11 protein-coding genes are annotated in these 15,259 nt (G+C 74.5%); 3 read left to right on the top strand and 8 right to left on the bottom strand.

Translation table 11 applies throughout. The features are described from left to right. Nucleotides 1-172 precede the first annotated feature (172 nt). The 7 genes from mraY to mraZ form a co-directional block, all read right to left on the bottom strand. A complete protein-coding gene (gene mraY / locus TK50_RS23890) occupies nt 173-1,309 on the bottom strand; it encodes a phospho-N-acetylmuramoyl-pentapeptide-transferase (protein WP_043967300.1) in 1,137 nt (378 codons plus the stop codon). After that, nucleotides 1,306-2,706, bottom strand: a complete 1,401-nt coding sequence (locus TK50_RS23885; RefSeq protein ID WP_043967298.1) for a UDP-N-acetylmuramoyl-tripeptide--D-alanyl-D-alanine ligase — start codon at nt 2,704-2,706, stop codon at nt 1,306-1,308. Before TK50_RS23885 ends, mraY begins: the two co-directional genes overlap by 4 nt. After that, a complete protein-coding gene (locus TK50_RS23880; protein ID WP_043967296.1) occupies nt 2,703-4,226 on the bottom strand; it encodes a UDP-N-acetylmuramoyl-L-alanyl-D-glutamate--2,6-diaminopimelate ligase in 1,524 nt (507 codons plus the stop codon). The genes TK50_RS23885 and TK50_RS23880 overlap by 4 nt, the downstream gene beginning before the upstream one ends. 91 nt (nt 4,227-4,317) lie before the next feature. Beyond that, nucleotides 4,318-6,540: a peptidoglycan D,D-transpeptidase FtsI family protein gene (locus tag TK50_RS23875; RefSeq protein ID WP_043967294.1), complete on the bottom strand. Its 2,223-nt coding sequence runs from the start codon at nt 6,538-6,540 to the stop codon at nt 4,318-4,320. A gap of 5 nt (nt 6,541-6,545) precedes the next feature. Next, nucleotides 6,546-7,184: a cell division protein FtsL gene (gene ftsL, locus TK50_RS23870; protein ID WP_043967291.1), complete on the bottom strand. Its 639-nt coding sequence runs from the start codon at nt 7,182-7,184 to the stop codon at nt 6,546-6,548. Continuing rightward, nucleotides 7,181-8,275: a 16S rRNA (cytosine(1402)-N(4))-methyltransferase RsmH gene (rsmH, locus tag TK50_RS23865; protein ID WP_043969307.1), complete on the bottom strand. Its 1,095-nt coding sequence runs from the start codon at nt 8,273-8,275 to the stop codon at nt 7,181-7,183. The genes ftsL and rsmH overlap by 4 nt, the downstream gene beginning before the upstream one ends. 202 nt (nt 8,276-8,477) lie before the next feature. Continuing rightward, nucleotides 8,478-8,909, bottom strand: coding sequence for a division/cell wall cluster transcriptional repressor MraZ (gene mraZ, locus TK50_RS23860; protein ID WP_043967289.1), 432 nt, complete (start codon nt 8,907-8,909; stop codon nt 8,478-8,480). A gap of 354 nt (nt 8,910-9,263) precedes the next feature. Here mraZ and TK50_RS23850 point away from each other — a divergent pair, with 354 nt between their 5' ends. The 3 genes from TK50_RS23850 to TK50_RS23840 are packed head-to-tail and all read left to right on the top strand — an operon-like array spanning nt 9,264 to nt 11,959. Next, on the top strand, nt 9,264-10,511 hold the full coding sequence (locus tag TK50_RS23850; protein ID WP_043967287.1) for a MurT ligase domain-containing protein: 1,248 nt from the start codon (nt 9,264-9,266) through the stop codon (nt 10,509-10,511). Then, nucleotides 10,501-11,220 (top strand): type 1 glutamine amidotransferase, encoded by a 720-nt coding sequence (locus tag TK50_RS23845; RefSeq protein WP_043967285.1) that lies wholly within the window; start codon nt 10,501-10,503, stop codon nt 11,218-11,220. The genes TK50_RS23850 and TK50_RS23845 overlap by 11 nt, the downstream gene beginning before the upstream one ends. A gap of 37 nt (nt 11,221-11,257) precedes the next feature. Next, nucleotides 11,258-11,959: a TVP38/TMEM64 family protein gene (locus tag TK50_RS23840; RefSeq protein WP_043967283.1), complete on the top strand. Its 702-nt coding sequence runs from the start codon at nt 11,258-11,260 to the stop codon at nt 11,957-11,959. A gap of 103 nt (nt 11,960-12,062) precedes the next feature. Here TK50_RS23840 and leuS read toward each other — a convergent pair whose 3' ends face one another. After that, nucleotides 12,063-14,900: a leucine--tRNA ligase gene (gene leuS / locus TK50_RS23835; RefSeq protein ID WP_043967281.1), complete on the bottom strand. Its 2,838-nt coding sequence runs from the start codon at nt 14,898-14,900 to the stop codon at nt 12,063-12,065. Nucleotides 14,901-15,259 lie beyond the last annotated feature (359 nt).

Raw genomic sequence — 15,259 nt, 5'->3', positions numbered from 1 at the left:
CTCCCCCACCCGCCCATCATCGCGAATGCGAGCGGCCCGTTCCGGCCGAACGCCGTGGTCGGCGTGTCGCCGGGCGAAAGGAAGGGCCCCCTGTTAAAGCATTCGGCATAGCAGGGGCCCCTTCTTGACGCCTGGCGCGCCGGTCCGCGCGGGGTGGGGCCGCGCCGGCGGATCAGCCCATCGCGGCGAGGAAGTCGCTGTAGAACAGGCCGAGCGCGATGGCCACGCCGATCCCCGCGATGATCCAGAACCGGACCACGATGTTGACCTCGCTCCACCCGGCGAGCTCGAAGTGGTGCTGCAACGGCGACATGCGGAACACCCGCTTGCCGGTGGTGCGGAACGAGATGATCTGGATGACCACCGACATCGTGATGATCACGAAGAGCCCGCCGATGATCGGCAGCAGCAGGATGGTGCGGGTGGACATCGCCATACCGGCGATCAGGCCGCCCAGGCCGAGCGCGCCGGTGTCGCCCATGAAGATCCGGGCCGGCGAGGTGTTCCACCACAGGAAGCCCACGCAGGCCCCGGCCGCCGCCCCGGCGATCAGCGCGATCTCCAGCGGGTCCCGCACCGTGTAGCAGTAGTTGTCCGGGTTCGCCGTGTACGACGGGTCGGCGCACCAGTGCCGGTACTGCCAGAACGCGATCAGCGCGTACGCGGCGAGGACCATCACCGACGCGCCGGTGGCCAGGCCGTCCAGTCCGTCGGTGAGGTTCACGCCGTTGGTCGCCGCCATCACCACGAAGATGAAGATGACCACCGCGCCGATCTTGGTGACGTCCAGCGCGGGGATGTCCCGGATGAAGCTCAGCGTCGTGGCGCCCACGGTCTCGGTGTTGGTGGCCGCCCCGCTGGCGTCGGTCATGCTGCTGGGGAAGTAGAGCGCGACGACGCCGAAGGCCGCGCCGACCAGGATCTGCCCGGCCAGCTTGCCCCGCTTGTTGAGCCCGCCGCTGTTGCGCTTGCGGACCTTCAGGAAGTCGTCGATGAAGCCGACCGCGCCGGAGAACACCATCAGGCCCAGCAGCACCAGCGCGGTGATGGTCGGCTCGACCTGGGCGATCTGCGCGTCCGGCAGGGTGGTCAGGGCGAGGTGCCCGGCGACGTACGCGATGACCGTGGCCAGGATGAAGACCACGCCGCCCATCGTCGGCGTGCCCTTCTTGCCCTCGTTGCTGGCGAGCCCGAGGTTCGATCGGATCGGCTGGCCGGCCTTGAGCCGGGCGAACACCTTGATCGCGATCGGGGTGCAGAACAGCGAGACGAGGAACGCCACCCCGATGGCGACGATCACCGCCCTCATGCGGCGGCACCCCCGTCCGTGGCGTCGGCGCGCAGCGCGTCGGCCACCTCCCAGGTGCGGTACCGGGAGCCCTTCACCAGGACGACGTCGCCCGCCCGTAGTTCACTGCGCAGCACCTCGACGGCCGCCGCCTGATCGGTGAGCAGCACCGATTTTCCTCCCCAGTCCTCTACCGCTGTCGCGCCCTCGTGGATCGGCGCCGCCGGCTCGCCCACCACGAGCAGCCGGTCCACACCCAGCTCGGCCGCGAGCCGGCCGACCTCCAGGTGCCCCTGTCGTTCGTACTCCCCCAGCTCGGCCATGTAGCCGAGCACCGCGACCGCCCGTCCCGCGCCGCGCATCCCGGCGAGCGCCCGCAGCGCCACCGCCGTGGACGCCGGGTTCGCGTTGTACGAGTCGTCGATCACCGTCACGCCGTCGGGGCGCTCGAAGACGTCCATCCGTCGGGTGGAGACCAGGCCCAGCTCGCCCAGCGCGGCGGCCAGTTCGGCCAGCGGCATGCCCAGCTCCCGGGCGACCGCCGCGGCGGCCAGCGAGTTCGACACCTGGTGCCGGCCGGTGAGCCCGAGCCGCACGGCCGCGCTCCCCTCCGGGGTCACCAGGGTGTACGCGGCGCGCCCGCGCCCGTCCAGCGTCACGTCCACGGCCCGCACGTCGGCGTGCGCGGCCTCGCCGTAGCGCACCACGCGGGCGGCGGTGCGGGCGGCCATCGCGTCGACGAGCGGGTCGTCGGCGTTGAGCACGGCCAGCCCGTCGGCGGGCAGCGACTCGACCAGCTCCCCCTTGGCCAGCGCGATGTTCTCCACCGAGCCGAACTCGCCGAGGTGCGCCACGCCGACGTTGAGCACCACCGAGATGCGCGGCGGCACCACCTCGCACAGGTAGCGCACGTGCCCCACCCCCCGGGCGCCCTTCTCCAGCACCAGGAAGCGGGTGTCCGCGTCGGCCTGCAGCGCCGTCCACGGGTGGCCCAGCTCGTTGTTGAACGACCCGGGCGGGGCCACCGTGGGGCCGAGCCGCGCGGTGAGCTGGGCGATCAGGTCCTTGGTGGTGGTCTTGCCCGACGAACCGGTCAGCCCGATCACGGTCAGCGCGGGCAGCCGGTCCACGACCGCGCGGGCCAGCCGGCCCATCGCGTCGAGGGCGTCGCCGACGAGCACCATGGGCACCCCGGGCACCTCCCGGGTGCCGAGCACCGCCACCGCGCCGGCGGCCACGGCGGCGGCGGCGTAGTCGTGGCCGTCCACCTTCTCGCCGGGGAACGCCACGAACAGCGCGCCCGGCCCGGCCTTGCGCGAGTCGAACTCCACCGGGCCCGTCACCCGGGCGGCCGGGTCGGCGGCGACCAGCCGGCCGCCGACCGCCTCGGCCACCTCGGCCAGCGTCAGCGGGATCATCGGCGGCCCGCCAGGTCCCCGAAGCGGGCGCGCAGCGCGTCGGCCAGCTCCGTACGGTCGTCGAACGGCAACACCTCGCCGCCCACCTCCTGCCCACGTTCGTGCCCCTTGCCGAGCACGGCGACCACGTCACCCGGGGCGGCCAGCCGGACCGCCTCGTCGATCGCCGCGCGCCGGCCGGCCACCTCGACGATCCGGGCCGGCGTGGCGGCGGCGTACGCCCCGGCCAGCACCTCCGCCCGGATCGCGCCCGGCTCCTCGGTGCGCGGGTTGTCGTCGGTCACCAGCACCACGTCGGCGCCCCGGGCGGCGGCGGCGCCCATCTCCGGCCGCTTGCCGCGGTCCCGGTCGCCACCGGCGCCGATGACGCAGATCAGCCGCCCGGCGCTCAGCTCGCGCAGCGCGGCCAGGGCCGCCACGATCGCGTCGGTCTTGTGCGCGTAGTCGACCACGCCGCGCACCGGCCCGGCCGCCGAGACCAGCTCCAGCCGGCCGGGCACCCCGCCGCAGGCGGCCACCCCGGCGGCGGCCGTGGACGGGTCCACCCCCGCGCCGACCAGCGCGGCGATGGCCAGCAGGGCGTTGGCGACGTTGTGCCGCCCGGGCAGCGCGACCCCGGCCGGCACGGTCAGCCCGCCGGGGCCGTGCGCGGTGAACCGCTGCGCGTAGCCTTCGCCGTCGACGTCGGTGGCGTACCAGGTGGCGGTGGGGTCGCCGGCGGCCGAGTAGCTGACCGTGGCGGGGGTGTACAGCGCGCGCAGCGCCGACTCGTCGTGGTTGAGCACCTCGACGGCGCAGCGCCCGTCGAACAGCTGCGCCTTTGCCGCGAAGTAGTCCGCCGAGTCGGCGTGGAAGTCCAGGTGGTCGGAGCCGAAGTTGGTGTAGCCGCCGACGGCGAACCGCACCCCGCCGACCCGGCCCATGGCCAGGGCGTGGCTGGAGACCTCCATGACCAGCGCGGTGACCCCGCGCTCCCGGGCCGCGGCGAGCATGGCGTGCAGGTCGGTGGCCTCCGGGGTGGTGCGCACGCTGTCGACGACCAGGTCGCCCAGCCGGGTCTCCACCGTGCCGATCAGGCCCGTGACGTGGCCGGCGGCGCGCAGCCCCGACTCCACGAGGTAGGCCGTGGAGGTCTTGCCGGCGGTGCCGGTGATCCCGATGACGGTCAGGCCGGCGGTGGGGTCGCCGTAGACGGCGGAGGCGAGCGCGCCGAGCACCGCGCGGGGGTCAGGCACCACCAGCGCCGGCAGGCCCGCCGCGGCCACCGCCGGCGCGCCGGCCGGGTCGGTGAGGGCGGCCACCGCGCCGGCGGCGGCCGCGGCGGCGGCGAACTCCGCGCCGTGGCGGCGGGCGCCGGGCAGCGCCGCGTACAGGTCGCCGGGGCGGACCTCCTGGCTGGCGTGGGTCACCCCGGTCACCGCCTGGTCGGCGGCCCCCGCGGGGGCCTCGACGGCGAGCCGGTCGGCGAGTTCGCCGAGCCGGAGTCCGGTCACGGTACGGGGGCGTGGATTGCCGGGCACGGCGTCAGACCCTACCCGGTCGTCCGGTTCCGACCGTACAGCCGCCCCGGTGGTTCGTCCCCATCAACCGATGATGTCCCGCCGCGCCTGGTCAGCGCGGAAAGACCTCGAACTTGGGCGCCGGCGCGCCGGACGGGGGGACCCGGTTGCGGCTGAGCGTGAAGCCCATGATGTCGCGGAACGCGGGCGCGGCGACCGCCCCGCCCCCGCCGCCGGGGCTCCACACGAAGACCGCCACCACGAAGCGCGGGTTGTCGGCCGGAGCCATCCCGATGAACGAGCCGACCTCGCCGGGCTGCTGCTTGCCGTCGACGTAGCGGATGCCGGTGCCGGTCTTGCCGGCGACCCGGTAGCCGGGCACCGCCGCGGCGAGCCCGGTGGCCCCGTCGACGGTGGTGACCGCCTCCAGCATGGTGCGCAGCGCCTTCGCGTTGGCCGGGCTGAGCACCGGCCGGGTGACCGGTGCCTTGCCCGGCGTACGGCTGCCGTCCTTGCCGCTGATCACCTCCTTGATCAGGTGCGGCTGGACGTACGTGCCGTTGTTGGCGATCGCGGCGTACGCGGCGGCCATCTGCAGCGGGGTGGCGTCGACGCTGTGCCCGATCGGCACCGACCCGTACGACGACCCGCTCCACGACTGGGCGGGCAGCAGCCGGCCGCTGGCCTCGCCCGGGATGCCCTCGCCGGTGGGCTGGCCGAGCCCGAAGCGCTTCTGGTAGTCGATCAGCCGGTCCGGGCCGAGCTTGTCGGCGATCTCGATGGTGCCGACGTTCGACGAGTACGCGAGCATCCCCGGCAGGCTCATCCGCCGCCCGTTCGCCGGGTGGGTGTCGCGGAAGGTGGTGTCGCCCCGGACGATGGTGTCGGGGATCGGCAGCGCCGTGTCGGGGGTGATCACCCCCTCCTGGAGCGCCGCGCCGAACGTGATCGCCTTGTGGATGGAGCCGGGGTCGACCACGAAGCTGGTGGCCGCGTCCTCCCGGTCGGTCGGCTCGCTCTCCTGCGGCTTCGCCGCGTTGTAGGTGGGGTGGCTGGCCTGGGCCAGCACCTCGCCGGTGGGCACGTCGAGGACGATGGCGACGCCGACGCTGCCCTGCACCTTGGCCACCTGGCTCTTGAGCACCTGCTGCGCCTTGAACTGCAGGTCCCGGTCGATGGTCAACTGCAGGGAGCTCCCCGGCTTGGGCAGGGTGGTGCTGCTGTAGCCGCCGGGGATCGGCGCGTCGAGCTTGCCCTGGCCGGCCTCGTACACCCGGCGGCCGATCTCGCCGCGCAGCAGGTCGTCGTAGCGGGCCTCCAGGCCCTCCAGGCCGACCATGTCCTGGCTGGTGAAGCCGATCAGGTTGGCGGCCAGGTCGCCACCGGGCACCTCGCGCCGCTCGTCGCGGTGCACGCCGATGCCGTACAGGTCGAGCGCCACGATCTTCTTGGCGGTGGGGACGTCGACGCCCCGGGCCAGGTATTCGAACTGGGAGGGTTTCCCGTTCTCCAGGGTGCGCGGCTTCATCCGCTCGGCCAGCTCGGAGGCCGGACGGCCGAGCAGGGGCGACAGCGCCCGCGCGGTCTCCGTGCGGTCCCTGACCCGGGTCGGGTCGGCGAAGACGTACCGGGCCTCGACGCTGTTGGCCAGCGGGGCGCCGGTGCGGTCGTAGATCGCGCCCCGGGGGGCGGGCAGGTCGATCCGGATCACCCGGTCGGCGAGACCGCCGCCGGCGTACGCCGGGGTGTCGACCGCCTGGAGGAAGACCAGCCGGACGCCGATGGTGGCGAACAGCGCGAGGACGAGCAGGGTGCCCAGGCGCAGCCGGCGGCGCGGGTCGGCCAGCCGGGGCGGCTTGCGGGGCTTGCGCGGCGACCGCCCGGCGGCGGGCCGGGTGGGGCGGCGCGGGCCGCGCCCGGCGGGCCGGCGGCGCGGCGGGCGCGGCGCGTCATCGTCATCGTCGTCGGGCCGCGCCCGGGTGGGCACGGTCCGGACCACCGCGGCGCGCGCGGCCGGGACGGGCTCCCGGCGGCCGGCACGGCCGCCGCCGGCCCGGCCGCCGTCGAGCACCTGCAACGCCGGCCGGAACGGGTCGCCGCCGGCCCGGGCGCCGCGCGGGGTACGCCGCTGCTCGGCGCCCCCGGCGGTCGGCCGGCCCGCCGCCTGGCGCTCCTCGCGGACGGTGCGCCCCCGGGGGGTGTACGCCCGCGCGTCGGAGATGCCCTGCACGCCGGGCTCGCCGGTGCGCGGCTCGCCCCGCCCGCCGGTGGCCCGGGACGAACCGCGCCGGGAGCCCGAAGGGTCCCGGCGCGGTTCCTCAGCTCTCGGCGGCACCTCGGTCAGCCCCCCGCACCCTGCTGGCTGGTGACCGACGGCTGGCCGTTGGCCGGCTGCGGCACCCCGATCACCCGGCCGTCCGGCAGCCGGATGTACGCCGGCTCCTCCGCCTCGACCATGCCGAGCCGGCGGGCCGTGGCGGTGAGGTTGCCGGGCGCCTTCGCGTCGGCGATCTCCTTGTCCAGCTGCTGCTGGTCCACGTCGAGCTTGGCCTGCTGCTGCTGGAGCCGCTCCAGCCGGAACGAGTTCTCGTTGATCTTGGTGTTGACCAGCAGGATGCCGAGCACCCCGCCGACGACCAGCACCAGGATCAACGCCACGAACGGCGCCCGCGGCACCGACACCGGCGGCGGCGGGGCGACCCGCAGCCGCGGCGACGGGGTCGCCGCCGCACGGGCCCGCTCGGTCGTGCCGGTCCGCTCGGCCGGGCTGACTCGCTCGGTCGGGCGCAACGCGGCGCTGCCGTTGGTCGGGAACTCGCGCGCCCCCCGGGCGCGAGTCTCCCCCTGCCGGTCGAGCCGGCCGGCCCCCGGAGCCGGCATCCCGGCCCGCGTGGTCCGCTGCGCCGCGATCCGGCCCCCCGACCGCGGTGCGCGCTGCCCGACGCCGGTGTCCCGGCCGTCGCGCTTGTCAGCGTTCATCTTCTTCTTCCCTCCCCCTCTTCGTCCGTCCCTGCGCCCGTCGACCCCGGATCCGCCGATCCGGTCCCCGGTTGGTGCATCGCCCTGACCCGCCGGCGGGGCCGTTCGCGGTCGGCCCGCCCCTGTCGCTCCGCGTCCGGGTCGATCCGTTCCGCGGCCCGCAGCCGCACCGACGCGGCACGCGGGTTCGCGGCGACCTCCGCCTCCCCGGGCAGCTCCGCGCCCCGGCTGAGCAGCCGGAACGTCGGACCCGACCCGGGCAGTTCGACCGGGAGGTCGACCGGGCCCTTGCTGCGGACCCGGTCGGCGAGGGCCGCCTTGGTGAGCCTGTCCTCCAGCGAGTGGTAGGACAGGACCACCATGCGACCGCCCACCGTGAGCTTGTCGAGAGCGGCCGGCAACGCCGTCTCCAGCGCCGCCAGCTCCCTGTTTACCTCGATCCGTAAAGCCTGAAACGTTCTCTTGGCCGGGTGTCCCCCGGTTCGTCGGGCTGGCGCGGGAATGCTCTCCCTGACCAGTTCCGCCAACCGTGCCGACGAGGTGATCCGGGCCCGTTCCCGCTCCCGCAGGATCGCCGAGGCGATCCTCGGGGCGAACTTCTCCTCCCCGTACACCCGCAGCACCCGGGCCAGATCCGGGTGGGAGTAGGTGTTGACCACCTCCTCGGCGGTCACCCCCCGGGTCTGGTCCATCCGCATGTCCAGCGGCGCGTCCTGTGCGTAGGCGAACCCGCGGTCGGGCGCGTCCAACTGGAGCGAGGAGACGCCCAGGTCGAACAGGACGCCGTCGATCGCCGGGTAACCCAGCCGGGCCAGCACCTCGGGCAGCTCGTCGTAGACGGCGTGTTCGAGGTGGACCCGGTCGGCGAACCGGGCCAGCCGGACCCGCGCGTGGGCGAGGGCCTCGGTGTCCCGGTCCAGCCCGATCAGCACCGTGCGCGGATGCCGTTGCAGCACCGCCTCGGCGTGACCGGCCAGGCCCAGCGTGGCGTCGACGTGGATCGTGCGGTCGCCCCTGTCCAGCGCGGGGGCCAGCAACTCGAGACACCGCTCGAGCAGCACGGGCACGTGCGTGCCGCGAAGCTCCCCCATGTCGACCCCCACCGGTTGAACCGTCCGTTTCTCTCCGCGCCTGTCGTCGGACGACGCCTCCGTCGTACCGCCAGATCCCCATCCGCTCCCGCCCACCGGAGGCCGCGGCCCTCCGGGAGATCGTGCGCCTGGCACCGGGGAAGGGGTGCCAGGAACTCGAAAGCGGCTGGAGATCTCGCAGTACGTCGGGCGTCGTCACGCCCTACAGACCGCCGGGCAGCACCCCCTCCTCGATGTCGGCGAAGTCGTCTTCGCTGTCGGCGAGGTAGGCCTCCCAGGCCGCCTTGTCCCAGACCTCCACCCGCGTGCTCGCGCCGATGACCACCAGGTCACGGTCGAGCCCGGCGTACGCCCGCAGGTGCGCCGGGACGGTGACCCGCCCCTGCTTGTCCGGGACCTCGTCGTGCGCGCTGGCGAAGAAGACCCGGCTGTAGGCGCGGGCCGCCTTGTTCGTCATGGGTTGCGCGCGCAACTGGTCGGCGATGCGCTGGAACTCGGGCATCGGGAAGACGTAGAGACAGCGATCCTGCCCTTTGGTGATCACGACACCCCCCGCCAGCTCATCCCGGAACTTCGCCGGAAGGATCAACCGGCCCTTGTCGTCCAGGCGCGGGGTGTGGGTGCCGAGGAACATCGGCCCAACCCCCTCGCCCTTGCAGCGGCGTTCGCGGCGCCGCTCCCCCCGGGCCGGTGGGCCCTCCCGGCCTCACCATTGGTCCCCACTCTACTCCACTTCCCTCCACCTGCAACCAGAATCGCCCGCGCGGCGCGTCGTCGTCGGCGACAAAACAGCACGTCAGAAGGGGTGGAGCGAAGTGGAGGGCCGCGGCGCCCCCACCCCGGCGTCCACTACCCGACATAGATCGACTCCATCCGGTCGACCGCGCTCCGGCCGTCCGCCCGGGTGGCCCGGCCGAACGGTTCGCCGTCGGCGGCGATCTGGCGGGGGCGGCGGTCCGGTAACCTCGCTCGCGTGACGGACGCGAAGATGCCCCTGCGGGCAAAGGTGGCCAGCTCCGTGTCGCGGACCGCCGCGGCGCTGTCCCGGGCCGCGGGTCGTGGCGACGGTTCGGTGATCGGCGGCTGGATCGGCCTGAAGATCGACCCCGACCTGCTGGCCCACCTCTCGGCGGGGCGCGCCATCGCGCTCGTCTCCGGCACCAACGGCAAGACCACCACCACCCGGCTGACAACGGCGGCGGTCGGCGTCCTCGGCCGGGTCGCCACCAACTCCTTCGGCGCCAACATGCCCACCGGCCACACCTCGGCGCTGGCCAAGGCCGGCAGCACCCCGTACGCGGTGCTGGAGGTCGACGAGCACTACCTGGCCCAGGTCCTGGAGGCCACCGAGCCGCACGTGGTGGCGCTGCTCAACCTCTCCCGCGACCAGCTCGACCGCGCCAAGGAGGTCGCCATGATGGCGCAGCTCTGGCGCGCGGCGCTGGTCAACCACCCCGACGTGCGGGTGGTCGCCAACGCCGACGACCCGATGGTCGTGTGGGCGGCCACCCCGCCCGGCGACCCGGCCCGGGGCATCCGGCCGCCGCACGTCACCTGGTTCAGCGCCGGCCAGCGCTGGCACGACGACTCGTGGGTCTGCCCCGAGTGCGGGCACACCATCGCACGCAACGGCGACCAGTGGTGGTGCAGCGGCTGCCCGCTGCGCCGGCCCGATCCGCAGTGGGCCGTCGAGGACGACGGGGTGCTCGACCCGACCGGCGCCTGGCACAAGGTGGTGCTCCAGCTCCCCGGCAAGGTCAACCTCGGCAACGCCGCCACCGCCCTCGCCGTCGCCGCCGAGTTCGGCGTCCGCCCGGTCGACGCGGTCTCCCGGCTCGGCGCGGTCACCTCCATCGCCGGCCGCTACGCCCAGGTGGACCGCGACGGGCGCAACATCCGGCTGCTGCTGGCGAAGAACCCGGCGAGCTGGCTGGAGGCGTTCGACATGGCCGACTTCGCGCCGACGCTGCTCTCCATCAACGCCCGGGACCCCGACGGGCTGGACACCTCCTGGCTCTTCGACGTCGACTTCGCCCCGCTGCGCGGCCGGCAGGTGCTGATCACCGGCGACCGGGCGTACGACCTGGCGGTCCGCCTCGACGTCAACGGCGTGCCCTTCCAGCACGTCCGCACGTTCGGCGAGGCGGTCCGGGCGGTCCCGCCGGGCCGGCTGGAGGTCATCGCCAACTACACCGCCTTCCAGGACATCCGAGCGGAGCTGGACCGTGTCAACTGAGAGCCTGCGTATCGTCTGGATCTACCCCGACCTGCTGTCCACCTACGGCGACCGGGGCAACATGCTGATCCTGGCCCGCCGGGCCCAGCAGCGCGGCATGCCCGTGGAGGTGCTGGAGGTCCGCTCCGACCAGGCGCTGCCCGCCACCGCCGACATCTACCTCATCGGCGGCGGCGAGGACGGCCCGCAGGCGCTCGGCGCGCAGCGGCTGCGGGCCGACGGCGGCCTGCACCGCGCCGTCGCCCAGGGGTCGGTGGTGTTCGGTGTCTGCGCCGGCTACCAGCTCCTCGGCACCTCGTTCTTCGCCAAGGGCGTCCAGTGCGCCGGGCTGGAGCTGCTCGACCTCTCCTCCGACCGGGGCCCGTCGCGGGCCGTCGGCGAGCTGGCCGGCGACATCGACCCCCGGCTCGGGGTGCCGGCGCTCACCGGCTTCGAGAACCACGGCGGCCGCACCCACCTCGGGCCGGGCGTGTCCCCGCTGGCCCGGGTCACCGCCGGGGTCGGCAACGACGGCGCGACCGAGGGCGCGTGGCGGGGCAAGCTGCTCGGCACGTATTCGCACGGGCCGGCCCTGGCCCGCAACCCCGCCCTGGCCGACCTGCTGCTGCGCTGGGCGACCGGCGCGCACCAGCTCCCGCCGCTGGACGACACCTGGGCCGACCGGCTCCGCGCCGAGCGCCGCGCCGCGGTGGCCGCCGCCCGGGCATGATCCGGGCCGCCCGGCGGCTGCCGCGGCCCGGCCGCGCATGACCCGGGCCCCGCGCCGGCTGCTCCCGGCCGTACGGCGGCTGCTCGGGCAGCCGGCGGCGCGCCGGTTCGCCCTGCTGTTGCTCCTGCTCGCCGGGCTGGCGGCGCTGCTGCCGGTGCTCCCCCGGCCCGAGCCGGCGGCGCTGCCCCGGCTCGCCGACTCCCTCGGCGGGTACGCCCCGGTCGCCGCGATCGTCGGCGGGGCGCTGCTGCTGGTCGCCCTGGTGCCGCGCACCTTCGTCACGCTCGCCGTCGGCGCGATCTTCGGCCCCCTCGAGGGCGCGGCGTACGCGCTCGGCGCGGCCCTGCTGGCCGCCGCGCTCGGCTTCGCCGTCGGCCGGGCGTTGGGCCGGGAGTTCGTCGCCGAACGGGTCCGGGGGCGGCTCGCCCGCCTCGACGGCTGGTTCGCCCGGCAGAGCGTGCTGGGGGTCGCCACGGTCCGGCTGCTGCCCATCTCCGGGTACGGGCTGGTCAGCTACGGATACGGCACCACCGGCGCGCGGGTGCTGCCGTACCTCGCCGGCAGCGTCCTCGCCTCCGCCCCGACGGCGTTCGGCTACGCGGCGCTCGGCGCGGCGGCCACCTCCCCCGGCGACGTCAACTGGTACGCCGCCGCCCCCGCGAGCCTCGGCCTGATCGCCAGCGCGGTGCTGCTGCACCGCTGGTGGCGCGCGGAACGCCGCCGCCGCGCCGCCGCCTGACGCGACCGCGCCGCTGCCTGACGCCGCCGCGCCCCCGCCAGCGGGGCGTCAGGCAGGGGCCCCTGCTATGCAGAATGCGTCAACAGGGGCCCCTCCTTGCACCTCAGGCGACGACCGAGACCATCCGGCCCTTCACCACGATGACCTTGCGGGGCTCCTTGCCGGCCAGCGCGCCCGCCACCGCCTCCAGCGCCGCTGACCGCACGTCGTCCTCGGACGCGTCGGCGCTCACCTCGATCCGGCCGCGCACCTTGCCGTTGATCTGCACCGGGTACGTCACCGTCTCGGCGACCAGCAGGGCCGGGTCGGCGGTCGGGAAGTCCGCGTACGCCAGGGAGGTGTCGTGGCCCAGCCGCCGCCACAGCTCCTCGGCGACGTGCGGGGCGAACGGGGCCAGCATCAGCACCAGCGGCTCGGCCACCTCGCGGGGGGTGGCCGGCAGGCGGGTCAGCGCGTTGGTCAGCTCGATCAGCTTGGCGATCGCGGTGTTGAACCGGATCCCCTCCATGTCGCCCCGGACGCCGTCGACCACCTTGTGCAGCAGCCGCCGGGTGGCCTCGTCGGCCGGGTCGTCGGTGACCCGCGTCGCGCCGGTCTGCTCGTCGACGACGGCCCGCCAGACCCGCTGCAGGAACCGGTACGACCCGACGACCGCCCGGGTCTCCCACGGGCGGGACACCTCCAGCGGGCCCATCGACATCTCGTACACCCGGAAGGTGTCCGCGCCGTACGCGGCGCACATGTCGTCGGGGGTCACCACGTTCTTCAGCGACTTGCCCATCTTGCCGTACTCGCGGCGCACCTCCTCCTCGCCCAGGAACCAGGTGCCGTCGCGCTCGACGACCTCCTCGGCCTGCACGTAGGAGCCCCGGGCGTCGGTGTACGCGTACGCCTGGATCATGCCCTGGTTGAACAGCTTGCGGAACGGCTCGAAGCTGGACACGTGGCCCAGGTCGTACAGCACCTTGTGCCAGAAGCGGGCGTACAGCAGGTGCAGCACGGCGTGCTCGGCGCCGCCGACGTACAGGTCGGTGCCGCCGCAGTCGCCCTCGGCGCGCGGGCCCATCCAGTACCGCTCGTTCTCGGCGTCGACGAACCGGTCGGCGTTGGTCGGGTCCAGGTAGCGCAGCTCGTACCAGCAGGAGCCGGCCCACTGCGGCATCACGTTGGTCTCGCGGGTGTAGCGTTGCGGCCCGTCGCCCAGGTCCAGCTCCACCTCGACCCAGTCGCGGCGGCGCGACAGCGGGGTCTCCGGGTTGCTGTCGGCGTCGTCGGGGTCGAACGTCTTCGGCGAGAAGTCGTCGACCTCGGGCAGCTCGACCGGCAGCATCGACTCGGGCAGCGCGATCGCCGCGCCGCTGGCGTCGTAGACGATCGGGAACGGCTCGCCCCAGTAGCGCTGGCGGGAGAACAGCCAGTCGCGCAGCCGGTAGGTGGTCGCGCCGGCGCCGTGGCCGTTGGCCTCCAGCCACGCGATGATCGCCGCCTTGGCGTCGGCGACCCCCAGGCCGTTCAGGTCCAGGCCACGCTCGGGCGCGGCGCTGTTGATCGCCGGCCCGTCCCCGGTGTACGCCTTGCCGGCGAAGCCGTCGGCCGGCTGCACGGTACGCACGATCGGCAGCTCGAAGACCTCGGCGAACGCCCAGTCCCGCTCGTCCTGCGCCGGCACCGCCATGATCGCGCCGGTGCCGTAGCCGGCCAGCACGTAGTCGGCGATGAAGATCGGGATCTGCCCGCCGGTGACCGGGTTCGTGGCGTACGCGCCGACGAAGACGCCGGTCTTCTCCTTCGTGTCGGCCTGCCGCTCCACGTCGGTCTTGGCCGCCGCCGCCTTGCGGTACGCCTCGACGGCCGCCCGGGGGCTGGCGTGCCCGCCGGTCCAGGCGTCCCGCGTGCCGTCCGGCCAGGCGGCCGGCACCAGCGCGTCGACCAGCTCGTGCTCGGGGGCCAGCACCATGTAGGTGGCCCCGAAGATGGTGTCCGGACGGGTCGTGAACACCCGCACCGGGCCCCGGTCGGTGGCGAAGTCGATGTGCGCGCCCGTGGACCGGCCGATCCAGTTGCGCTGCATCAGCTTGATCGGCTCGGGCCAGTCCAGGGTGTCCAGGTCCTCCAGCAGCCGGTCGCCGTACGCGGTGATCCGCATCATCCACTGCTTCAGGTTGCGCTTGAACACGGGGAAGTTGCCCCGGTCGGAGCGGCCGTCGGCGGTGACCTCCTCGTTGGCCAGCACGGTGCCCAGCCCCGGGCACCAGTTCACCGGCGCCTCCGAGACGTACGCCAGCCGGTGGCCGTCGACGACCGCCCGCCGCTCGGCGTCGGTCAGCTCGGCCCACGGCCGGCCGTCCGGCGTCGGGCGCTCGCCCGCGGCGAACTCGGCGATCAGCTCGGCGACCGGCCGGGCCTTCCGGGCGTCCGCGTCGTACCAGGAGTTGAAGACCTGCAGGAAGATCCACTGGGTCCAGCGGTAGAAGTCGGTGTCGATGGTGGCCACCGAGCGGCGGTCGTCGTGGGCCAGGCCCAGCCGGCGCAGCTGCGCCTTGTACCGCTCGATGTTGGCCACGGTCGTGGTGCGGGGGTGGGTGCCGGTCTGCACCGCGTACTGCTCGGCGGGCAGGCCGAACGCGTCGAAGCCCATCGCGTGCAGCACGTTGCGGCCGGCCATCCGCTGGTAGCGGGCGAAGCAGTCGGTGCCGATGTAGCCCAGCGGGTGCCCGACGTGCAGGCCCGCCCCCGACGGGTACGGGAACATGTCCAGCACGTACAGCTTCTCCGCGCCGGCCCGGGGGTGGCCGGGGTCGGCCAGCGGCCCGGTCGGGTTCGGGGCGTGGAAGGTGCCCTCCCGCTGCCAGGTGTCCTGCCAGCGCTGCTCGATCTCCTCGGCCAGGGCCGCGGTGTACCGGTACGGGGGGATGTCGCCCGCCGCAGTTGCCTCACTCATCGTCTCTCCTCGTTCGCTTCGTCGCGGCGTCGCCGGGCCGGGTCCGGCGGTGTCGGCCCGCCGACCGGGCCGGCGATCCCGGCTCGCCGGGCCGGCCCGGCGGAGGGCACAAAAAAGCCCCTCGCGCAGGAGGGGCCGCCGTGCTGTCGCGCGTCAGCGCATCAGCACGGCCCGGTAAGAAGCAGGAAGACTCCGGCCATGTCGGGCAGTGTACCCCGCCGGCCCGCCGGGCACGCGGCCCGCCGCCGCGAGGTGGGACGCGGGACACCCCTCTCACGCTGGGTGACGATGCGTTTCCCCCGTCGGGCGAATATTCCGGGCGTAACCGACCGACTTCCTGCGGGGTTCGGCGTTCACGA

The organism is Micromonospora haikouensis (genome assembly GCF_000876225.1).
In the GTDB taxonomy this organism is placed as follows: Bacteria; Actinomycetota; Actinomycetes; order Mycobacteriales; family Micromonosporaceae; genus Micromonospora; species Micromonospora haikouensis.
This window is presented reverse-complemented; position numbering and strand designations above follow the sequence as displayed.